This is a genomic window from Pseudomonas sp. S5F11, from assembly GCF_019641515.1.
Taxonomy (GTDB): Bacteria; Pseudomonadota; Gammaproteobacteria; order Pseudomonadales; family Pseudomonadaceae; genus Aquipseudomonas; species Aquipseudomonas rhodesiae.
This window is the reverse complement of sequence record NZ_JAIFJZ010000001.1, coordinates 1,117,994-1,139,655: the sequence shown is the minus strand read 5'-3', so window position 1 is coordinate 1,139,655 and position 21,662 is coordinate 1,117,994. Positions and strand designations below refer to the sequence as shown.

Sequence of the window (21,662 nt, the reverse complement as noted above, 5' to 3'; positions counted from 1 at the left end):
CTACCTGCAGAAACCGGAAAAAAAATTCACGCCAGCTCCCGTTCATGCACCACCTGGCCCGCGCGCAGTCGCACCAACTGGTCGGCGATGTCGAAATACCGGTCGTCATGGCTGATCACGACGATGGTTTTGCCCAGGCGTTTGAGGTCCGGCAGCAGCTCGGTATAGAAGATGCGACGGAAGGCCGGGTCCTGGTCGGCGGCCCATTCGTCGAACACCAGCACTGGGCGTTCTTCCAGCCATGCGTTGACCAGTGCCAGGCGCTTGCGTTGGCCGGTGGAGAGGTCGGTGGTACTGAACGCACCGTCTTTGATCGTGACCTTATGCGCGATTTCCAGGCGCTCCAGGTATTGGGCTGCGCTATCCAGCGAGGTTTTCCCTCCGCCCTGAACGAGATCATCGAACAGGTAATAGTCCGCGAACACCGTGGTGAACAGTTGGCGGTAATCATCACGGCTCGTGGCGCTAACGGGTTGGCCATTGAGGTGGATTTCGCCGGATTGCGGGGTGTAAAGCCCCAGCAGCAATTTGATCAGCGTGGTCTTGCCGCAGCCGTTTTCGCCGACAATAAATACGATATCGCCTTGCTTGATGCTCAGGTCGATCGGGCCCAGATGGAACGGTTCGCTGCCGTCCACCGGCGGCGGGCTGTAGCTCACCCCACGCAGTTCCAGGCTGTGCACCACCGGTTTTGGCGCCTCGCTGTCTTCGAGCAGCAGATGGGGCTCAGGGGATGAGAACCGCTCGGACAGTTCAGCGATACGCGAGAACGCGATCTGCGCACGGCTGACGATCGGTAGTGCGGTCACTACGTGTTCCAGCGGGCCTTTCATGTACAGCAAAACCAGGACGAAACCGGTGATCACGGCCGGGTCAGGGCTGGGGTAATAGGCTTGGAACGCCAGCGCCAGACCGATGACCACGAAGAACAGCATCGAGCCGAACGTTTTGGCGACGATGAAGATGTTCACCGAGCGGATCTGGATATCACCGATGCGGTCGGCGGTCGCCTGGATGCGATGGGTATTCATCCGGTAGCGACGGGGGCGGTGGATGCGCAACTCCTTGGCGCCCGAAGCGATGGCGGTGTAATAACGCTGCAACTCGTCTTCCTGGTCACGGGCCGCTTCAAAACCCTGGATGCCCGCAGAACGCGCCGCGTACTGCACGGCGGTGCCGATCACAATCGCCACGATCATGATCAGGAACATGGGCACCGACAGGTACGCCAGGTAGCCCAGGCATCCGAGGGTCACCGTAGTAGCGATGGCCAGGGGCGTGAAAGAAAAGGAAAAATCGCTGATGGTATCGACGTCGTGAGTCAGCACTGGGATCAGCTTATGGGTGCGGTAGCGCTCGATTTGTTCGATAGGCGCCGACAGCACTTTCTCGCCCAACTCCTTGCGCAGCGCCGCAATAATGCGTTGACCGACAAAGTTGGTGCCGATATCCGACACGATCGAACTGACCAACGCCAACACGCATAACGCAGCAAAAGTCAGGATCACCCCCTGGGTCATGCCTTGGGGCGAGTGCAGGGCGTTATTGATCGTCGCCAGCAGCAACGTGATGGCCAGGCCGCCGGCCATGCCCAGGGCCACGGAGACCGTGACGATGGTGCGAAAGGGCCTGAGCAATGCGAGCAGACCGTTGAAGGCGCCGCGCTTGGGGTCGGTCATAAGTACTTCCCGGAAAGTGAAAAGAGGGGGCTGGGCACACAGACCCTTACCCATGACAAACGAAGCATTGCCGTGACGATTTAGCCTGGTGCGCCTGGCGGTGAAGGCGGCGGATAAATTGCCCGGGAGCTGGTTCGTTCTTGTTGTGTAGGCGCACGCGTAGCCGCGCGGTGCGTGATCCCTTCAGCGAGAGCGAAACAATGACGAAGAAGAATCTGGTGTACGTGTGGTCCCTGAGAAACGCCGCCGCCGATAAGGCCGGGCAGCCGGTGGCCTACAAGGATCACCAGCGCTATATGAAGTCGGTGCTGGAGTTTCTGGTGGGGTCGCTCAACGACACGCCATTGGGCGAGGCTTATCACCTGGTAGGCGTGGTGTATGACGACGATGAGCAGAACCCTCGGGATCAGCAACTGGTGGCCGATTATGGCTTTGCCTACCAGCCGGGTCGCCAGTGGCTGTACCCGGCTGACCTGCGGGTGCAGGGCACGCTGGTCAACGATTTGCTGCTGAGCGTGCCGTCCACCTACCGCCGCCTGCCACGGGGCAGTGCCGAACACATCGCCGGCAAGCAGGACTTCGAGCGTCGTTTGCATGACACGCTGGTGGAATTGAAGGCGGATATCGTGGTGCTCGACGGCCTGCTGGTGATCCTCGATGAACTGGTACGGCCGGGTGCGCCGTTTGCCCGTCGGATCATGAACATTCACCCTGGGATCACTCGCATCGACTCGCCCTACGAGCGCCGTGGCGCCTACGCCACCTGGAACGCGCTGTACGGCGCCCGTGGCCAAGCGGTGGTGGATTGGACGACCAAGGCAACCCAGCCATGCGAGCCGCTGTACCGCACCGGCGCTTCGTTCCACTACGTGGACAATGGCATCGACTCCGGCGAAGTGTTCCATGACGTGCTCAACACCGACATCGCAGCGGACGACACCATCCTCGAACTGCGCTGGAACAACTTCAACAACAGCCTGTTCCCGGCCTTGCATGAAGGGCTGGAGCGCCTGGCCAAACAAAGCCAACCCTAAAATTTGAGGCTTCTGTAGTGAGCGGGCTTGCCCCGCGCCTGGGCGCGAAGCGTCCCCCTGCCGACACTGCGGTGGGTCAGGCAAAAACAGTCGCCTGGTTTTAGGGCCGCTTCGCAGCCCAGCGCAGGACAAGCCTGCTCACTACAACGGGTCGTGGGCATGTACTGTCGTGGCTAAGCTTGCGAGTGTGTGGTTGTGGTGAGCGGGCTTGCCCCGCGCCGGGGCGCAAAGCGGCCCCAAAACCAGGCGCCTCGGTTTACCAGATAAATCACATTGTCTGGAGCGGGGCCGCTTCGCAGCCCAGCGCAGGACAAGCCTGCTCACTACAACGGATCGGGGGCATGCGCCGTCGTGGCTAAGCTTGCGAGAGTGCGGTTGTGGTGAGCGGGCTTGTCCTGCGCTGGGGCGCGAAGCGGCCCCAAACCCAGGCACCTCGGTTTACCAGATAAACCATATTGTCTGGAGCGGGACCGCTTCGCAGCCCAGCGCAGGACAAGCCCGCTCACCACCGCAAGCCCTTTCACCACAACCCAATCAGAGGTCGCGCACGACCCTGAACCCAATCCAATCCCCGCGTGTCTGCGGGTAGATATTGTTGCGGTTGCCCGAGCGTGAGAACACCGGTGCTTCGCCCCAGTCATTGCCACGGATCTGGTAAGACTCGCAGTTCGGTTCAACCCAGGCGCTGCCGTCGGTAGGTGCGCCGATGTAGTTGGGGTGTTCGCAATCGGCCACGCGTTCGTAGACATTGCCGTGCATGTCGTACAGGCCAAACGCATTCGGTGGGTAGCTGCCCACAGGCGAGGAATAGCTGTAGCCGTCCGCCGGGCCGTAGGTATTGGCGTGTTCGGCGATGCTGTAGTCCTTGCCCGCATCGAACGGGAAGGGGAATGGCCCGGTGGAGCCGGCGCGGGCGGCGTACTCGCGCTGGGCCTCGCTGACCATGTGGTACTGCTGGCCGGTCTTCTTCGACAGCCAGGCCACGTAGTTTTTTATATCGTCCATGTCCATGCACACCGCCGGCTGGCGTGGGCCCTGGGGATAGCGCGGCTTGCTGGCGATACATTCGCGGCCGGGGCGAGTGTCGCCGTCGGCGATCTTTACGCCGGTCTGGCGCACGTAGCTGTCCCATTCGCCGGCAGTGATCTGGAAGCGGCTCATGGCGAACGGCTTGGCAAAGGTCACTTCGTGCATCGGGCCTTCGTCCGGCTCGCGGCCGACTTCATCTGCCGGCGTGCCCATGGTGAAGGTGCCGGCGGGCAGCACCACCATTTCCGGGCAGTCCTTGCAGTCCTTGAACACTTTGCCGGCGGCTGGCGCGGCGGCGTGGGCCAGGCTCGGCAGGCAGGCGCCGCACACGGCGGTCAGGGCCAGGGCGGTCAAAGGTTTGAATCGGGATGCGCGCATAGGGGGGCTCGGGTTCAAAAGGTGAAAATAGGCATCACGCCCGTGCGCTGAGCAGGGTCATGAAGCGTTGGATCTCTTCGCTGGAATTGAGCAGGCCAGGGGCGGTGCGGATCACTGGGCCGACGTCGCGGTCCACCGCATCGATCACCACGCGCTGGCGCACCATGTGCGCCGCCACGGCCTCGCAGTCCTGGCCCTTGACCCGGAAAAACGTAAAGCCGGCCGACAGCTCGCTACTGTGCGGCGTAACCAGTTCGATGCGCGGATGGGCTTGCAACTGTTCCTTGAATTCACGGTTGAGCGCGTGGATGCGCGCCTGCACCGGCGCCTTGCCCAGTTGCAAGTGCAGCTTGAATGCCTCGTCCGCCGCCCACCGATGTTCGAAGGCATGGAAGCCACCCGGGGTCATGATGGTGGCGAAGTCCTTGTCTTCGGAAAACGTCGGCACCATGGGCGTGACGTATCTGTTTTCGGGGTCGCGGGCGCAGACCAGTCCGGTGCCGCGCGGGCCGAACATCCACTTATGGGTGCCGGCGATGAAAAAGTCGCAATGCATGTCCGGGAAATCGAGGTTCTCTACGCCCAAGCCGTGCACGCCATCCACCACATACAGAATGCGATCACGTTCGTCGCGCTGGCGGTTGTGGTCGGCCACCAGCGTGCCGATTTCGCCAATGGGCAGCTTCACACCGCTGCCGGACTGCACCCAGGTCATGCCCAGCACCCGGGTGTTGGGGCGGATGGCGCGCTGGATATTGCCCAGCACTTCATCGACCGATACCCGGCTGGGGTTTTCGAACAGGCTGATCCGCCGCACTTGGGTGCCTTGTTGTCGCGCCCGAAAATCCAGCACGTTCTGGGTCGCGTAATGCTCGTGAACGGTGGTGAGAATCTCCTGGTCTGCGCGCACCTGGAGGCCGCCGTAAATCATGGCCAAGCCTTCGGAGGTGCTGCCGGTGAGGGCGATCTGCGGCGGCGTGGCCTTGAGGTAACGCCCGGCCCATTCGCGCACCTGGCCTTCGCGCTTCCAGGTTTCCTGCAAGTCCCAGTCCATGGCCAGGCCGGGGTTGCGATCGATCTGCACGCGGTAGCGTTCGATGGCCTCGCGCACGGGCCTGGGGTGCGACGCCACCAGGAAGTTGGAAAAGTGCAGGTAGTCCGGGTCTTGGTTGAATAATTGCTTGAAACCCGTCCATGGGTTGTCCGTTGGGGCGGCGGCTGCGACCTGGGGTAGAAGGGCGGCGCCCAGAGGCAGGCTGGCGGCCAACACCCCAGCGTGCTTAAGAAATGTACGACGGTCGGTCATGGACTTACTTCATGGTTGATTAGCGTTGCGCCACAGGCTTGGCGGCGTGTTGAACCTGCTCCCACACGCGCAGGAAATTGCCGCCCCACAGCTTGGCGATATCCGCCTCGGAGTAGCCGCGCTGGATCAGTTCGGCGGTGACGTTGCGAATCTCGCCAACGTTGTTCCAGCCGTCGATACCGCCGCCGTCGTTGAAGTCCGACGACAGGCCCACATGGTCGATGCCGATCTTGCGCACGGTGTAATCGATGGCATCCCCCAGGTCCTTGAGGCTGGCCTTGGGTTCTTCGTCGAGGATGGCGTACAGCGCGCTGGCGTACTCGCCGAACTTCTGCTCCGGCCAGGCGGCGATAATCGCGTCGCCCGGCATCAGCGCCATGGCCAGGTTGGGCAGCGGCGGCAGGTCGAAGCGCGCGCGCAGCTGGTTGAGCTTGTCCTGGGTCGGTTGGCTGAGTGGGCGCAGGTAGGCCGAGAAGCCGACAATCTGCACCACGCCGCCACTCTGCTTGATCAGTTGCAGCTCTTTGTCGCTGAGGTTGCGCGGAATATCCACCGCCGCCCGCGGCGCCGAGTGCGACGCCACCATCGGCGTACGGCTCAGTTGCGCCACTTGCTCCAAGGCCTTGGTCGACATCTGCGACACATCGATGATCACCCCCAGGTCATTGAGGCGCTGCACGGCTTGCTTGCCGATGTCCGAAAGCCCATCCAGCGCATCCACCGAATCATTGAAAAACGGCAGTGGGCGCGACGAGTCGGACCAGGCGTTATTGCCCACGTAGCTGAAACCGAACATGCGCATGCCGCGCGCGGCCCACAGGTCAAGCTGGTTCAGGTCGTTGCCCAAGGGGTAGGCGTTGAGCATGCTGATGAAAATCGCAAACTTGCCTTCCCCGTGCAGGCGCCGAAAGTCATCCGGGGTGTAGGCGATGGCGACCTGGTTGGGGAAGTCGCGCACCATGGCGCTGATGATCTTGTAGCGCACCTCCTGCTCGTGGCGCGCCGCTTCGATGAAGCCTTCGGTCGGCTTGTGCGGCGCATTGGGGCCGTTCCAGATTTCCGGCCAGCCGAAGATCGTCAGCGCCGCGCCGGACAAGCGTCCGCGCGCGGCCTTGACCAGGTCGAACTGGCCTCCACCGTCCTTGTCCGCCTCGTTGCCGGCGGTGCCGAAATCGATGGGCACGGTGATATGGCTGTCGAACGACAGCACGCGATCCTGCAGCTCATTGGCCTGCTTGATCACCGCCAGCGGGTAACCGGCATTGCCTTTGAACCAGTGATCCCAGACCAGCCAGCCAGCCCCGGCACCGATGGCCAGCGCCAGTGGCAAGCCGATAAACAGCGCCTTGTTCGAACGTGGTTTTGTCATTGCCATCTCAGTCAGTTGAGGCCATCGCTATCAGGGAAGAACGAGCCATGGGCGGCGAAATTTAGGCGCCGGCGGCGCGCGGTAAATTTCCCCGGGCTGCGTACGTTCTAGCTCTGATAAAGGCGTTTCCTAAGGTAGACAATGACCCTCTCTCGACGTGGCTTCATCGCCGGCCTGGCGCTCACAGGTGCCGCGGTGCCGGCGGCTTTCTATGCCCATCGCGAGTTGACGCGCGAAGAAGCGTTGCCCATCACTCCCGGCGAAGCCACGGTGGACCTGGCCGACAGCGCCGGGCAGCACCTGGCCAACACCTTGCGTGGGGTGTGGAGCCTGCGCCTGGAAGGTCGCGATGCCGGCCTCAAGGGCCTGCCGTTGGAGGGCCTGCAATTGCTGCTGGACATCGCCCCCCGTGGCCGTGGCCTGCGCGGCTACCTGGACACCGCCGCCAATCTGCGTGCCGAGGGCGAGCCGCGCTACCGCGTGCTCGGCGATCTGGTAACGGGCGAGGGCGCTTTGCTCTACTGGCGCCTGATCGACCGCAACGCCACCGACGGCGTGCCGGCCTACGAATTCACAATGACCCTCGACGAAGTCTGGGCCGATTTCGCCAACGCCGGCAGCAGCACCCTCAGCGGGCAGATCCTCGACCTCGATCGCCCCCTGGCCATGACCGAGCGCGATAACCGTTTTATTGCCCACAAGCACAATTTCCCCGAAGCCCGCCAACGCATTGGCCTGGACCCGACCCTGCTGGCCTGGTTGATCGCCCCCGAACATCGCCTGTTCCATCAGCTGTGGCACGCCACCCGCGATCAGTGGCACAAGCTCCCCGACGACAAGCGCGATGCCTTGCGCGGTATCGGTTGGCAGCCTGGTCCGCGCGGCCAGGAGCGCGACGCGCGCGGTGACCGCAAGGACCGCAACGGCTCGGGTATCGACTTCTTTTTTATGCACCGACATATGCTCGGCAAGGCCCGCGCTATGCAGGACTTGCCTTCCTGGCCGCAATTCCCCGCGCCGCAACCGCCCCTGGAACGCGATCGCCTGGGCTTTCTGCGCTATTTCGATAACCATGACGGCTTCGCGCTGCCGCCCACTTGGTCGGCCCCGGACGACAGCGATTACACCCAATGGGTCAGCGATATCAAGGCCGCCGAGACCTACCACAGCAACTTCCAAGTGTGGGAATCCCAGTACCGCGACCCGCGCTACCTGGCCAAACTGACCCTGGGGCAACTGGGTTCTGAAATGGAATTGGGCCTGCACGACTGGCTGCACATGCGCTGGGCCTCGGTGCCGCGCGACCCTTCCAACGGCGCCCCGGTGCCATTTGCCCGCGACCCGGCGGACTTCGCGCCACGCTGGTATACGGCCGAGAACGACTTCCTCGGCGACCCGTTTTCCTCCCACGTCAACCCGGTGTTCTGGCACTTCCACGGCTGGATCGACGACCGCGTCGAAGACTGGTTTCGCGCCCACGAGCGCTTCCACCCCGGCGAGGTCAGCCGCCTGGAGGTCAACGGCGTGCCTTGGTTCGCCCAGGGGCGCTGGGTCGAAGTGGGCGACCCGTGGCTCGGTCCGGACACCCATGGGTGCAGCACCACCCCAGGGCTGCAGATGGGCAAGTCGATGGAAATGGACCCGGAGACCATGAAACTCGCGCTGCGGATCACCTTTGGCGCCGATGAGCAGGCATTGCAGGGCTTGTTCAAACGCGTGCCGCAACGGCCCTGGTATGCGCGGCATTTGAAGGTCAGGACGCGGGAGCAGTAAGGGGATAACAGGGCAACATTGGTCACCCATTCTTCGCCGTAATTGGCTGTTTCTCCCGCACGGGCCGGTGGCTAACCTAGCCACCACTTCCCACCGTTCTGGAGTTCCCCATGCAAAGCCGTATCGATTTCTACAACGCTTCCCCGGACGCCATGAAAGCCATGCTCGCGCTGGAAGCCGCCGTGGGTAAATTGTCCATCGAACTGCCGCTGCTCGAACTGATCCGCCTGCGCGTGTCGCAGATCAACGGCTGTGCATTCTGCCTCGATATGCACACCGCCGACGCCCGCAAGGGCGGTGAGACCGAACGGCGGCTGTACACGCTGTCGGCGTGGCGCGAGACGCCGTTTTTCACCCCACGCGAACGTGCCGCGCTGGCCTGGGCCGAAAGCCTGACCCTGATCAGCCAGACCCACGCGCCGGACGCTGACTACACGGCATTGGCTGCCGAATTCAGCGCCCAGGAACAGGTCGATCTGAGCCTGGCCATCGCCACCATCAACAGCTGGAACCGCCTCGCCGTGGGCTTTCGCAAGATGCCCAAGTAACGCTTTAGAAGTTCACCGTTGCACTCAGGCGCGCCGTCAGCGGTGCGCCCTGGAACAGGTAGTCGTCGCCCAGGTATTCGCCCGCGTCGCGCCAATAGCGCTTGTCGAACAGGTTGTCGACGCTCAGGCGCAACACGGTTTCGTAACCGTCGACGTGGGTGGTGTAGCGGCTGCCGACGTTGACCACCGCGTAATCGCCCACCTCCACATTACCGCTGCGGTTGGCGTACTTCTTGGCGCTGTATTGCACGCCACCCAGCAGCGCCAGGCCATTGACCCACGGCAGCGCATAGTCGGCGTAGAGGCTGGCGCGCAGTTTGGGCACGTTGATCGCCTGGTGCCCTTCATAGGCTGCTGTACCGCTGCCGCTCACCCGTGCACGAATCGCCGCCACGCTGGTGGCGATCTGCAAACGCTCGGTGGCCCAGCCATTGGCCGACACTTCCAACCCGGTGTTTTTCTGCTCGCCCTGTTGCACATAGGTAAAGCTGCCGGCGCCGTCGGGCCTGGCGTACTGGTAGGCCTGGCGGGTCTGGAACAGCGCCGCCGCGAAGCTGATGCGGCGCCAATCGTATTTGACTCCGGCTTCGATCTGCCGCGAGGTGGTCGGTGCCAGGGTCTCACTGGCATTGGTCGCGAACCACGGCGCGGTGCCTCCCAGAGACAAGCCTTTACTGTAGCTGGTGTACAGCGACACGCTGTCCACCGGCTTATAGATCAACGCCGCCTGGGGCAGGAACACATACTGCTGCGTGTGGCGGGACGGGCTGCCGTTGCTGTCGAATGCCTGTTCATCGAGACGCACTTCACGCCCACCGAGCACCGTTTGCCACTGCTCGTTAAAACGGATGCGGTCGGTGACGAACAGGCCGTACTGGCGGCTGTCGAGGCTGCGGTGGCTGTCGTTGAGGGGCACGTCGGTGGGGGCGAAGGTCGCGGCGTCCTGGTGGATATTGCCGCTGCCGATCCGTTCGTTGACCGCTGTGCGCTGGTCGATTACCCGGCGGAACGCGCTGGTGCCGAAGGTCAATTCGTGGCCCAGGCCTGCGGTGTCGAACATGCCGGTCATGGCGGCCTGCATTTCGTCGTCGCGCCGGGTGTCGTCGGGGCTGCGATAGTCGTAGATGTCGTAGTCGCCTTCGGGGCTGAAGGTGTTGGCATTGCAGCTGCCGATGTAATAACAACCCCAGGCGAACGAGCTGTAGTCATCGATCACCACTTTGCTGCGCGCGGCGCTGAGCTGGCCGGTCCATTGATCGCTGAAGCGGTATTCGAACTTGCCGTTGAGGTTCAGCGAGTCGATGTCCACCGGTTTGGCGCCGCTCTGGTGCCCCAGCAGTTTTTTCGGTGAGGCGCCGTGGGGCACTTCGCTGCCGCCCAGCAGTTGGTAGCCCGGCACCGAGCGCTGTTGTTTGTTCTGGTATTCGGCGTCCAGTTGCAGCACGGCGTCGGGGCTGATGTTCCAGTCAAAAGCCAGGGACACAAAATCGCGCTGGCCATTGGCGTGTTCCACGTAGGAATGCAGGTCTTCGTGGGCGACGTTGGCGCGCAGGCCGAATTGCTGCTCGCTGCCGAACCAGCCGCCGACGTCGGTGGCCAGGTAACCGCTGCCGCGATCATCGGTGGAGACTGTCACCGAGCGCACGTCTTCCGGGCGCTTGGTCACATAGTTGATCACGCCGCTGGGCTCGGCAACGCCGCTCTGCACGCCCGACAGGCCCTTGAGCACTTCCACTTGCTGCTTGTTTTCCAGGGCGACGTTCTGTTCGCCGGTGATGGTGCGCCCGTTGATCTTGTAGCTGCTGGCCGCATTCAGCGAGAAACCGCGCACTACGAAGTTTTCGTAATAACCGATGGGCGCATAGCTCTCGCCCACCGACGCATCGTTGCGCAGCACTTCGCTGAGCAGGCGCGCCTGCTGGTCCTTGAGCAGCGCGGCGTTGAACACGCTGACCGACGCGGGAGTGTCCAGCAGCGGCGCTTCATTGAAGCCGCCGACCGAGGCCGTCTCGGCGCGATAGCCGGACGTGTCCTGGCCCTGGACCTGCACCGCCGGCAGTTCGAGCTCGGCCGCCAGGCTATGGCCGATGCCGCCGCTGAGCAGCAGACCGAGGGCGACACGAGAAGAGGCGACAGGGCGGAAACGCAAAACCATGGGCAGGGCCTTAGAGCGCGGGGCAGGGGGCGCATAAGCTAGGCATTACGGCTCGGTTTTACAAGTGAGACGTCCCGTCTCAGCTCACTCGCCGCAGCCTTATGGCCTCGACAGCCGCCTGGTGTAGCTGCGATAGGCAAGGCTTCTCTCATTCGTGCAGGAGATCGTCATGGGTATCGCTGGAAAAGTTGCGCTGGTCACCGGCGCCGGGCAGGGCATCGGCCGGGCCATTGCCTTGCGCTTGGCTCAGGAGGGCGCCGATATCGCCCTGGTGGACATCAATGGCGCCAAACTCGCCGCCGTGGCCACCGAAATCACGGCCATCGGGCGCAAGGCGTCGGTGTTTATCGCCGATGTGTCCAAGCGCGAACAGGTGGTGGCGGCGGTGGAGCATGCGCACCAGACCCTGGGCGGCTTCGACATCATCGTCAATAACGCTGGGGTGGCGCAGATCGATGCACTGCTGGAGGTGACCCCGGAACAGGTCGAACGCACCTTGGGCATCAACGTGCAGGGCGTGTTGTGGGGCATCCAGGCCGCCGGCAAGAAATTCAAGGCGCTGGGGTGCAAGGGCAAGATTATCAACGCCTGCTCCATCGCCGGCCATGAAGGGTTTGCGCTGCTGGGCGTGTACTCGGCCACCAAGTTCGCCGTGCGTGCGTTGACCCAGGCGGCGGCCAAGGAACTGGCCAGCGCGGGGATCACCGTCAATGCCTACTGCCCGGGCGTCGTGGGCACCGATATGTGGGTGGAGATCGACAAGCGTATGGCCGAGATCACCGGGGCCGAGGTGGGCGCGACCTACAAGCAATACGTGGACGGCATCGCCCTGGGCCGCGCAGAAACCCCGGAGGATGTGGCGGGGCTGGTGGCGTTCCTGGCGGGGCCGGATGCGGACTACATGACGGGGCAGTCGCCCTTGATCGACGGTGGGCTGGTCTACCGCTGATCTCGCAAAGCGTGCGTTGGTGGTGGTTCAATTAGTATTTTTTTCGCTGACCCACCGCCATCGGGGGCAAGCCCCCTCCCACATTGACCTGCGACAGCGAGATCCCACTGTGGGAGGGGGCTTGCCCCCGATAGCTTTCGCTCAGGCAACATGTGTGTCACTGACACGCCGCTATGAGCGTCCTCACTGTGTCAGGGAAGCCTTGCCGGGCATGTCGATCCCCAGTTGGTTGACTCGGCGGTACAGGGTGGCTCGGGAAATGCCCAGCGCCTGGGCGGTCGGTGTTGGTTTCCAGCGATGCCGGATCAGTGCATCCAGTACCACTTGCCGTTCCGGGCTGGCGCTTTGTTCTGCCGGCGCCGCGACCTGTTCGCCGCGCACTTCCACCGGCAGGTCCGCCAATTGCAGGGTATCGCCGTCGCACACCGCGCAGGCGTACGCCAATACATGCCGCAGCTGGCGCACATTGCCCGGCCAGCCATAGCTCAGCAGCACCTCAAGCGCCGCCTGGCTGATGCCCAGCGAGACCGCGCCGCCATGGGATTCCTGGGCCAGCAGACGGTGGATCAGGGCCAGTTTGTCGGTGCGATCGCGCAAGGGCGGCAGGCTCACACGGGCACAGCCGAGACGAAAGTACAGGTCTTCGCGAAAACGCCCCTCGCTCACCAGTGCCGCCAGGTCGCGGTGACTGGCGCAGATCACCTGGATATCCACCGTACGGGTTTTGGCCGCCCCCAGGGGCGCCACTTCCCCCTCGGCCATCACCCGCAGCAAGCGGGTCTGCAATGCCAGCGGCATATCGCCGATCTCATCGAGAAACAACGTGCCGCCATCGGCCTGCACCAAAAGGCCTGGCATGCCCTTGCTGGAGGCGCCGGTAAACGCCCCGGCCACATAGCCGAACAGCTCGCTTTCAATCAGGTTTTCCGGAATCGCCGCGCAGTTCACCGCCACGAACGGGCCTTGGCGTCGCGCGCTGCGCTCATGCAGCTGGCGGGCGAAGACTTCCTTGCCGGCGCCGGTCTCGCCTTGCACCAGCACCGGCAGGTTGCGGTCCTTGACCCGCACGGCCAGGCGCAGATGCTCCTCCACCCGAGGGTCGAGCTGGGTGCTGGGGGCCGTGCGCGGGCGAGGGCGCTGGGGGGTGTTGACCCGCACATGCAGCGCGCCGGGTTCGCCTAGCCAGTTCAACTGCTGGGTGCGCTGGTCGGTCACCGCCCGCAAGGCATCCAGGTCGAACACCTCGCCGATATGCGCCGGCACCTGGCCGAAGCGCCGCCGCAACGCTTGGCGTGCCTTGCTGTTGAGGGCCAGCAGGCGCCCGTCCTGGTCCCAGGCCAGCAACAGGTCGGGCTGGCTGTCCACATAACCGGGGGTGCTGTGGGCTTGCAGCACCCAGTGCTGACGGGCGCTGTGCATGAAGAATGCATTCTCGATGGCCTGGGCGCTCTGGGCCACCATCTGGCGCACCAGGTGCTGACTGCGGCGGTCGTCCGGCGACTGGAGCGCCGAAGCATCCATCACCCCCAGCAGGTTGCCCTGGGGGTCGAAGATCGGCGCGGCGGAGCAGGTCAGGTCGATAAAGGCCGCGCGGAAGTGATCGCGTTTGTGCACGGTCACCGCTGCCTTGCTGGTCAATACCGTGGCTACGCCGCAGGTGCCTTCTTCGGCTTCCGACCAGCAGGTGCCCAGATACAGGCCGGCTTTGCGGCAATCGTTGCGAATGCGGCTGTCGACGCGATGGTCGAGGGTCTGGCCTTGGGCGTCGGTGAGCATCACGCAGTAGTCGGCATGGCGCACGCGGTGGTGCAGTTGCCCGACCTCTTCACTGGCGATGCGCATAAACAGCTCGGCGCGCTCGCGACATTCCTTGAGCAAGGGTTCGCTGAGGATGCGTGGCCCTTGCAGCGAGCCGGGGTCGAGGTGGTGTTGTTCCATGGAGCGGCGCCAGGAATCGAAAATCAGCGACGGCACCGGTGCCTGGGGCAGGCGATCGGCATTGCGGACCACGCGACTGACGCAGTCGACGTGCTCTCTGGAGTTCGCGGCGAGCATAAGGCCTCCGGTTCTCACGCGTTGTTGTTATGCCTGCCATTAAGCGCCTGCGCGCGCGGGCGGACAAGGCCGACCTGACCGATTGCCGGCGCTGAGACGCAGCGTCTCATTTGCCCTGAGACAGCGGCGGCGGGCTGCGCTGCAGCGTCTCATTCTGGGTGGGCAGGCCACCCACGTTCAAGGTCGCCGCACTGCTCTGGATCAAGGCTTTGCCAGGTTTTTGCCGGTTCTGGCACAGGCTGTGCTGAGTGGCCTGTAGCTGGCCGACGCCAGCCTTTCGTGTGTCGAGACAACCTGGAGAACAACAAGATGTCCACCCACCTGTCCACCGATCAATTGCTGCATGCCTACACCGTGATGCGCACCATCCGTGATTTCGAAGAGCGCCTGCATGTGGAATTCGCCACCGGCGAGATCCCCGGCTTCGTGCATTTGTATGCCGGCCAGGAAGCCAGTGCCGCTGGGGTCATGGCCCATCTCAACGATGACGACTGCATTGCTTCCAACCACCGTGGCCACGGCCATTGCATCGCCAAGGGCGTGGATGTGTTCGGCATGATGGCCGAGATCTACGGCAAAAAAACCGGCGTGTGCGGCGGCAAGGGCGGCTCCATGCACATCGCCGATCAGGAGAAAGGCATGCTCGGCGCCAATGGCATCGTCGGCGCCGGCGCACCGTTGGCTGCGGGGGCGGCGCTGGCCTCCAAGCTCAAGGGCAGCCAGGGCGTGGCCGTGGCGTTTTTTGGTGATGGCGGCTCCAACGAGGGCGCGGTGTTCGAAGCGATGAACCTGGCCTCGATCATGAAACTGCCCTGCCTGTTCGTTGCTGAAAACAACGGCTACGCCGAAGCCACCGGTTCCGGCTGGTCGGTAGCGTGCAAAGACATCGCCGAGCGTGCTGTAGGGTTCGGCATGCCGGGGGTGATCGTCGATGGCAATGATTTCTTCGCCGTTCATGCCGCACTGGGTGTTGCCGTCGAGCGCGCGCGCCGGGGCGAGGGGCCGACCCTGGTGGAGGTCAAGTTGAGCCGTTTCTACGGCCATTTCGAAGGCGATGCCCAGACCTATCGCGGCCCGGATGAAGTGAAAAACCTGCGCGAGACCCAGGATTGCCTGGCGCTGTTCCGCCAGCGTTGCCAGGTCGAAGGCTGGCTGGACGCGGCGCAGTTCGAGCGCATCGATGGCGAAGTCGCGCAGTTGATCGAAGACGCCGTGCGCCTGGCCAAGTCCGATCCCAAGCCCCAGGCGGCCGATCTGCTCAGCGATGTCTACGTCGCCTACCGCTAATAACAACAAGACCCGGAGAGAATTTCATGGCTCGCAAAATCAGCTATCAGCAGGCAATCAACGAAGCCCTGGCCCAGGAAATGCGCCGCGACCAGAGCGTGTTTATCATCGGCCAGGACGTGTCCGGCGGCACCGGTTCGCCCGGCGAGCAGGACGCCTGGGGCGGCGTGCTCGGCGTCACGAAGGGCCTGTACCCAGAGTTTCCCGAGCGCGTGCTGGATGCGCCGCTGTCCGAGGTCGGCTATGTGGGCATGGCCGTAGGCGCCGCCACCCGCGGCATGCGCCCGGTGTGCGAATTGATGTTCGTCGACTTTATCGGCTGTTGCCTTGACCAGTTGCTCAACCAGGCGGCCAAGTTCCGCTACATGTTCGGCGGCAAAACCACCACGCCCCTGGTGATCCGCGCCATGTACGGCGCCGGCCTGCGCGCCGCCGCCCAGCATTCGCAGATGCTCACCTCGATGTGGACCCACATTCCCGGCCTGAAAGTGGTGTGCCCGGCCACCCCCTATGACGCCAAGGGCATGCTGATCCAGGCGATCCGCGATAACGACCCGGTGATCTTCCTCGAACACAAAATGCTCTACAGCCTGCAAGGCGAAGTGCCCGAAGAGCTGTACACCGTGCCGTTCGGCGAGGCCAACTTTGTGCGCGAAGGCCGCGACGTGACCCTGGTGACCTACGGGCGCATGGTGCATATCGCCCTGGAAGCCGCCGCCAACCTGGCGCGCCAAGGCATCGATTGCGAAGTGCTGGACCTGCGCACCACCAGCCCTCTGGACGAAGACAGCATTCTGGAAAGCGTGGAGAAAACCGGGCGCCTGGTGGTGATCGACGAGTCCAACCCGCGTTGCTCGATTGCCACCGACATCAGCGCCCTGGTGGCGCAGCGGGCCTTCGCTGCGCTGCGCGCGCCCATCGAAATGGTCACCGCGCCGCACACGCCTGTGCCGTTTTCCGATGCGCTGGAAGACCTGTACATCCCCGACGCCGCCAAGATCGAAGCCGCCGTGCTGAAAATCGCCGACAAGAGGAACGCCGCATGATCCATACCTTGACCATGCCCAAGTGGGGGCTGTCGATGACCGAAGGGCGTATCGATATCTGGCTCAAGCAACCCGGAGACCGGGTGGAGAAGGGCGAGGCCGTATTGGATGTGGAGACCGACAAGATTTCCAGCAGTGTGGAAGCGCCGTTCAGCGGTGTGTTGCGTCGGGTCTTGGCGCTGAGCGATGAGACCTTGCCGGTGGGCGCCTTGCTCGGTGTGGTGGTGGAAGGCGAGGCCAGCGACGCCGAGATCGACGCGGTGATCGAAGGCTTCCAGGCAGGGTTCGTGTCCAATGCCGCCGAGGCCGAAACGTCCGGGCCGAGTGCGCAAAAAGTCGAGGTGGGCGGGCGCTTGCTGCGTTACCTGGACCTCGGCGAAGGCGGCACGCCGCTGGTGCTGGTGCATGGCTTTGGCGGCGACCTGAACAACTGGCTGTTCAACCAACCGGCCCTGGCCGCCGAGCGCCGGGTGATCGCCCTGGACCTGCCGGGGCATGGCGAGTCGGGCAAGACCCTGCGCAGCGGCGAGGCGGCTGAATTAAGCGAGGCGGTGCTGGGCTTGCTCGATCATCTACAGTTGGACCGCGTGCATCTGGCCGGCCATTCCATGGGCGGGCTGGTGGCCCTGACCGTTGCCGAGCAGGCACCCGCGCGCGTGGTCTCGCTGACCCTGATCGCCAGCGCCGGCCTGGGTGCCGACATCAATGGCGATTATCTGCAGGGGTTCGCCGACGCTAACAATCGCAACGCCCTCAAGCCGCAACTGGTGCAACTCTTCAGCGACCCGGCGCTGGTGACGCGGCAGATGCTGGAGGACATGCTCAAGTTCAAACGGTTGGAGGGCGTGGATCAGGCGCTGCGCCAGCTCAATGGGGCGCTGTTCGACGGCGGGCGGCAGAAGGTGGATGTGCGCCATGTTGTCGGTCGACAGCCGAGCCTGGTGATCTGGGGCAGCGACGACGGCATTATCCCGGCCAACCATGCCCAAGGCTTGGAGGCCCAGGTGGAAATCCTGCCGGGGCAGGGGCATATGGTGCAGTTGGAGGCGGCGGAGCAGGTTAACCAGTTGATGCTGGCGTTCCTCAAGCGCCATTGAGCTGAAACCTGTGGGCCCTGACCCACTGCAATCGGGGGCAAGCCCCCTTCCACAGTGCTGACTGTGTGGGAGGGGGCTTGCCCCCGATTGCGATGCGTCAGCCACACCCTTATCCGAGCATTCAGAATGGATGCAATGACGCGCCAGGCGTGGCAGTCTGGGCGACGTTTTCCATGACTTCTGGAGATTGACCGTGCCAACCGCATCCGCAGTAATTGAAATCCCTGTATCGGCCGATCAGGTCTGGCAATTGGTGGGCGGCTTCAACAGCCTGCCGGATTGGTTGCCGCTGATCGCCAAGAGCGAACCTGGCGAAGGTGGCCGCTTGCGCCATCTGACAACTGCCGACGGTGGCGTCATCGTCGAGCGTTTGCAGACCTTCGACAATGTGGCGCGCACTTACAGCTACACCATCGAGCAGTCGCCGTTTCCGGTGAGTGCGTACCTGGCGACTTTGCAGATCGAAGCCTTGACTGACACGTCGTCGAAGGTGACCTGGTCAGGGGTGTTCACCCCGTCGGCGGGCACCACGGACGAGGCGGTGGAGGAGCTGTTCGCCGGTGTCTACAAGGGTGGCGTTGAAGCGCTGCGCGCCAACTTCAAGGCCTGATTCGACTGGCAGGGTGGGGGAGGACGGCTCGCCCCCACCTCGGAGCTTACTGACTTATTCGGGCATCAGTTGCTGGCGACATTCCAGGATCAGCCGCGCGCCGCCACGGGCGCTGCTGCCCACTTCCAGCTTGAAGCCATGCAGGTTGATGATCGCCGCGACAATCGACAACCCCAGCCCGAACCCACCGGGCTGGTCGCTTTCCTCCACGCGATAAAAGCGCTGGAACACCGCCGCGCGTTCCGCCGCCGGGATGCCCGGCCCCGAATCGTGCACTTCGATGCGGGTGCTGCCCGCGTCGTTGAGCCCGCGCAAAATCACTTCGCCGCCCGGGGGGGTGAACTTGATCGAATTGCTCAACAAGTTCGCCACGGCTTCAAACAGCAGCGCGCGGTCGCCGGTGATCCACGGCAGGGACGCTGGGGCGTCCAGCACCAGTTGCAGTTCGCCTTCTTCGGCCAGCGGTAGATAGAAATCGTGCAATTCCCGCAGCAGCGGCAGCGGGTCCAGCACCAGGAAGCCTGAGCGGCGCTGGTGGTCTTCCAGCTCTGAAATACGCAACAGCCCGCGAAAACGCGCCATCAGGGTGTCGGTTTCGGCAATCGCGTCATCCAGCTTGACCGCGTAGCCCGAGTCTTGCTCGGCCTCCTGCCGGATGCGATAAAGCTGCGCGCGCAGGCGCGTCAGCGGCGTACGCAGGTCGTGGGCAATGTTGTCGCACACGCCCTTGACCTCGTTCATCAACTTCTCGATACGGTCGAGCATTGCGTTGACGATGGCCGCGAGCATGTCCAATTCGTCGCGTCGATTGGACAGCGGCAGGCGGTGGGTGAGGTCACCGGCGACGATGGCTTCGGCGCTGGCCTGGATCCCGCGAATGCGTCGCAGCGGGCGGCGGCGCAGCAAGTGCCAGCCGGCGGCACCGGGGATGATGGTCAGCGACAGCGCCCACAGCAGTGCGTGCCAGATGATTCGCGTCACGCCGAACAGCGAACCGTTGGCGCGCACCAGCACCAGCCAGCGGCCGTCTGCGGTGTGAGTGGCCACGGCATCGCAGCTGTCCTTGGGCAATTTCGGGTCGTCGGAATCGACGCAATTGGCCAGGGCGTAGATCTTGCCGTCCAGGGGCAGGTCGGACGGAATCGCGCGGATCGGTCCATTCAGGGGGCGGAACTGCTCGTCGAACAGGCCATAGGCATCCACGCCTTTCATGTCGAAGGTCATGCTGGTGGTCAACGCCTCCACCAGTTCCTCGCCGTCGAAGCGCTGGAACAGGTGCTGGCGCTGCAGCAGGGAATGGCGCGACAGGTCGCTCAGGTAACCCGATACTTCGTAATACAGCACCCCCATCAGGATGCAGCTCCAGGCCACGAACAGCGAGCTGTACAGCGCCAGCAGGCGGCTGCTGGATGAGCGCCAGCCCTTAGAGGGGTTCAGCAATGACATAACCGGAACCTCGTACCGTGCGGATCAGCGGCGTGAGGCCCGGTGGGTCGATTTTCTTGCGCAGGCGTCCGATGTGCACATCGATCAGGTTGGTGCCGGGGTCGAAGTGATAGCCCCAGACTTCCTCGAAGATCATCATCCGCGACAGGATCTGCCCGGTGTTGCGCATCAGGAATTCCAGCAGTTTGTATTCGGTAGGCAGCAGGGTCAGCGGCTGATCGGCGCGACTGGCTTCGCGGCTGATCAGGTTCAACTCCAGGTCGGCCACGCGCAACGCGGTCTCGAATTCCTTGACCGTGCTTTTGCGGCGCAGCAGTACTTCGACGCGGGCGGCCATTTCATCGGAAGCGAACGGCTTGGTCAGGTAGTCATCGCCCCCGGCGCGCAGGCCGCGCACGCGTTCATCGACGTCGGAGAGGGCGCTGATCATCAGGATCGGCGTCGATACTCCAATGGTGCGCAGGGTGGTGACGATGGCCAGGCCATCCAGTTCCGGCAGCATACGGTCCAGGGTGATCAGGTCGTAATCACCACTCACGGCGCGGACCAGGCCTTCGCGGCCGTTGTCCACCCAATCAACCTCCAGTCCATGGCTACTCAGCTCGGCGACAATCTCGCGGGCCGTTACGGCGTCATCCTCGATGGTCAAAATGCGGGTCATAGGCATACCTGGCGAGCGATTCACACTAGAAGTGAGGCATTTTGCCAAGAATTGGCTGAATGCTTCCTAAATAAAACTTCATGTAGGCAAACCGAGCTCCCTTCGATGACGGAATGCAATACGCCCGCCCTGAATGAGCATTTCTTGCAAGTTGCATGGTCTTAGGAAGTTCAACTTATCTAACTTGTTGAAAATGCTAGGTTTTTATTTTTGATGCGACTGGCACGGGGCCTGCACTGTCCCTTTTGAGACTTGTAACACTATTTTTCCTGCCGGGAGCAAAACAACAATGATCACACCTTCAACCACGCTGCAAGAATCGAGCGCGCGCTCCGGGGTTTCCTGGGGGGCGATTTTTGCCGGCGCCGCTGCGGCGGCTGCACTCTCATTGATTCTGGTGTTGCTGGGCTTTGGCCTGGGCTTCTCGGCCGTTTCGCCGTGGGCCAATAGCGGCGTCAGCGCCAAGGGGCTGGGCATTTCCACAATTGTCTGGCTGGCGTTTACCCAGATCGTCGCGGCAGGGTTGGGCGGTTATATCGCCGGCCGTCTGCGGGTGAAGTGGGCCAATATGCATGGCGATGAGGTGTACTTTCGCGACACCGCCCATGGCTTCCTGGCCTGGGCCGTGGCCACGTTGATCACCGCGACCCTGGTGGTCAGTTCGGTCAGCAGTGTGGTCGGTGGCGGCGTGCAAGCCAGCGCCAGTGTGGCCTCGGGTGCGGTGCAAGCCGCCGGCAGCGCAGCGCAGGGCGTCAAGGGTGATGACTTCGGTTATTACGTCGACAGCCTGTTCCGCGATGACCGCCCAGCCGCCGTCAGTGATGACGCCGCCCATGCCGTTGTAGCGCGCATTTTTGCCCGCACCCTGAGCAATGACGGCCAACTCGCCGCCGAAGACCGTGCCTATCTGGCCCAGTTGATCAGCCAGCGCACCAACCTCAGCCAGGCCGACGCCGAAGCGCGTATCGACAAGGTTTACGGCGACGCCCGTAAAGCCGTCGAAGACGCCAAGCTCAAAGCCAAGCAAGCCGCTGACACCGCCGCCAAAGTCGCTGCCTGGACTGCACTGTGGATGTTCGTCGCGCTGCTGATCGGGGCCTTCTTCGCCAGCTTCGCCGCGACCTTCGGCGGCCGCCGCCGCGATGCCGTGGTGTATGTCGAAACCGAACATTACGTCCGTTAATTCAAGGAGAAAACAATGCGCTCATTACTGCTGTGGTTCCTCGGCGTGCCTATCCCG

General features: G+C 63.4%; 17 protein-coding genes. 9 read left to right on the top strand and 8 right to left on the bottom strand.

What is annotated here, in order from left to right; all coding sequences use genetic code 11:
- Positions 1-26 precede the first annotated feature (26 nt).
- Positions 27-1,679: a cyclic peptide export ABC transporter gene (locus K1567_RS04970; protein WP_169868060.1), complete on the bottom strand. Its 1,653-nt coding sequence runs from the start codon at positions 1,677-1,679 to the stop codon at positions 27-29.
- A 200-nt stretch (positions 1,680-1,879) separates the two neighbouring features.
- Between K1567_RS04970 and K1567_RS04965 the strand changes: the two genes are divergently transcribed.
- Positions 1,880-2,713 (top strand): N(5)-hydroxyornithine transformylase PvdF, encoded by an 834-nt coding sequence (locus K1567_RS04965; RefSeq protein WP_034096975.1) that lies wholly within the window; start codon positions 1,880-1,882, stop codon positions 2,711-2,713.
- A 534-nt stretch (positions 2,714-3,247) separates the two neighbouring features.
- On the opposite strand, the gene K1567_RS04960 is transcribed toward K1567_RS04965, so the two are convergent.
- From K1567_RS04960 to pvdM, 3 genes are read right to left on the bottom strand one after another with little or no spacing between them, the layout of a single operon-like run.
- Positions 3,248-4,120 carry a formylglycine-generating enzyme family protein gene (locus tag K1567_RS04960; protein WP_047881889.1) on the bottom strand — a complete coding sequence of 291 codons (873 nt, stop codon included), beginning with the start codon at positions 4,118-4,120 and terminating at the stop codon, positions 3,248-3,250.
- 34 nt (positions 4,121-4,154) lie between these two features.
- Complete coding sequence (locus K1567_RS04955) at positions 4,155-5,426, bottom strand: aminotransferase class V-fold PLP-dependent enzyme (RefSeq protein WP_220698204.1); 1,272 nt, start codon at positions 5,424-5,426, stop codon at positions 4,155-4,157.
- Positions 5,427-5,445: 19 nt separating this feature from the next.
- On the bottom strand, positions 5,446-6,795 hold the full coding sequence (gene pvdM / locus K1567_RS04950; protein ID WP_184336636.1) for a pyoverdine-tailoring dipeptidase-like protein PvdM: 1,350 nt from the start codon (positions 6,793-6,795) through the stop codon (positions 5,446-5,448).
- 141 nt (positions 6,796-6,936) lie between these two features.
- On the opposite strand from pvdM, the gene K1567_RS04945 reads away from it, so the two are divergent.
- On the top strand, positions 6,937-8,568 hold the full coding sequence (locus K1567_RS04945; protein WP_220698203.1) for a PvdJ/PvdD/PvdP-like protein: 1,632 nt from the start codon (positions 6,937-6,939) through the stop codon (positions 8,566-8,568).
- A gap of 110 nt (positions 8,569-8,678) precedes the next feature.
- Positions 8,679-9,116 (top strand): carboxymuconolactone decarboxylase family protein, encoded by a 438-nt coding sequence (locus K1567_RS04940; protein ID WP_034096981.1) that lies wholly within the window; start codon positions 8,679-8,681, stop codon positions 9,114-9,116.
- Positions 9,117-9,120: 4 nt separating this feature from the next.
- Here K1567_RS04940 and K1567_RS04935 read toward each other — a convergent pair whose 3' ends face one another.
- Positions 9,121-11,271, bottom strand: coding sequence for a TonB-dependent siderophore receptor (locus tag K1567_RS04935; RefSeq protein WP_220698202.1), 2,151 nt, complete (start codon positions 11,269-11,271; stop codon positions 9,121-9,123).
- A 169-nt stretch (positions 11,272-11,440) separates the two neighbouring features.
- Between K1567_RS04935 and K1567_RS04930 the strand changes: the two genes are divergently transcribed.
- Complete coding sequence (locus K1567_RS04930) at positions 11,441-12,220, top strand: acetoin reductase (protein WP_034113110.1); 780 nt, start codon at positions 11,441-11,443, stop codon at positions 12,218-12,220.
- A 183-nt stretch (positions 12,221-12,403) separates the two neighbouring features.
- Here the strand turns inward: K1567_RS04930 and K1567_RS04925 are convergent, their stop codons facing one another.
- Entirely contained in the window at positions 12,404-14,275 is a 1,872-nt protein-coding gene (locus K1567_RS04925; RefSeq protein ID WP_040268022.1) for a sigma-54-dependent Fis family transcriptional regulator, read from the bottom strand.
- 309 nt (positions 14,276-14,584) lie between these two features.
- Here K1567_RS04925 and K1567_RS04920 point away from each other — a divergent pair, with 309 nt between their 5' ends.
- The 4 genes from K1567_RS04920 to K1567_RS04905 all read left to right on the top strand — a co-directional run bounded on the left by K1567_RS04920 (position 14,585) and on the right by K1567_RS04905 (position 18,315).
- Positions 14,585-15,562, top strand: a complete 978-nt coding sequence (locus K1567_RS04920; protein ID WP_034096985.1) for a thiamine pyrophosphate-dependent dehydrogenase E1 component subunit alpha — start codon at positions 14,585-14,587, stop codon at positions 15,560-15,562.
- A gap of 26 nt (positions 15,563-15,588) precedes the next feature.
- Complete coding sequence (locus K1567_RS04915; RefSeq protein WP_034096986.1) at positions 15,589-16,608, top strand: alpha-ketoacid dehydrogenase subunit beta; 1,020 nt, start codon at positions 15,589-15,591, stop codon at positions 16,606-16,608.
- Complete coding sequence (locus tag K1567_RS04910) at positions 16,605-17,705, top strand: acetoin dehydrogenase dihydrolipoyllysine-residue acetyltransferase subunit (protein WP_220698201.1); 1,101 nt, start codon at positions 16,605-16,607, stop codon at positions 17,703-17,705. The genes K1567_RS04915 and K1567_RS04910 overlap by 4 nt, the downstream gene beginning before the upstream one ends.
- A 193-nt stretch (positions 17,706-17,898) precedes the next feature.
- A complete protein-coding gene (locus K1567_RS04905; RefSeq protein ID WP_034096988.1) occupies positions 17,899-18,315 on the top strand; it encodes an SRPBCC family protein in 417 nt (138 codons plus the stop codon).
- 54 nt (positions 18,316-18,369) lie between these two features.
- On the opposite strand, the gene K1567_RS04900 is transcribed toward K1567_RS04905, so the two are convergent.
- Both K1567_RS04900 and K1567_RS04895 read right to left on the bottom strand, forming a co-directional pair.
- Positions 18,370-19,761, bottom strand: a complete 1,392-nt coding sequence (locus tag K1567_RS04900) for a HAMP domain-containing sensor histidine kinase (RefSeq protein ID WP_034096989.1) — start codon at positions 19,759-19,761, stop codon at positions 18,370-18,372.
- Positions 19,739-20,422, bottom strand: a complete 684-nt coding sequence (locus K1567_RS04895; protein WP_034096990.1) for a response regulator transcription factor — start codon at positions 20,420-20,422, stop codon at positions 19,739-19,741. Before K1567_RS04895 ends, K1567_RS04900 begins: the two co-directional genes overlap by 23 nt.
- A 289-nt stretch (positions 20,423-20,711) precedes the next feature.
- Between K1567_RS04895 and K1567_RS04890 the strand changes: the two genes are divergently transcribed.
- Positions 20,712-21,605: a hypothetical protein gene (locus K1567_RS04890; RefSeq protein WP_034096991.1), complete on the top strand. Its 894-nt coding sequence runs from the start codon at positions 20,712-20,714 to the stop codon at positions 21,603-21,605.
- Positions 21,606-21,662: the final 57 nt, after the last annotated feature.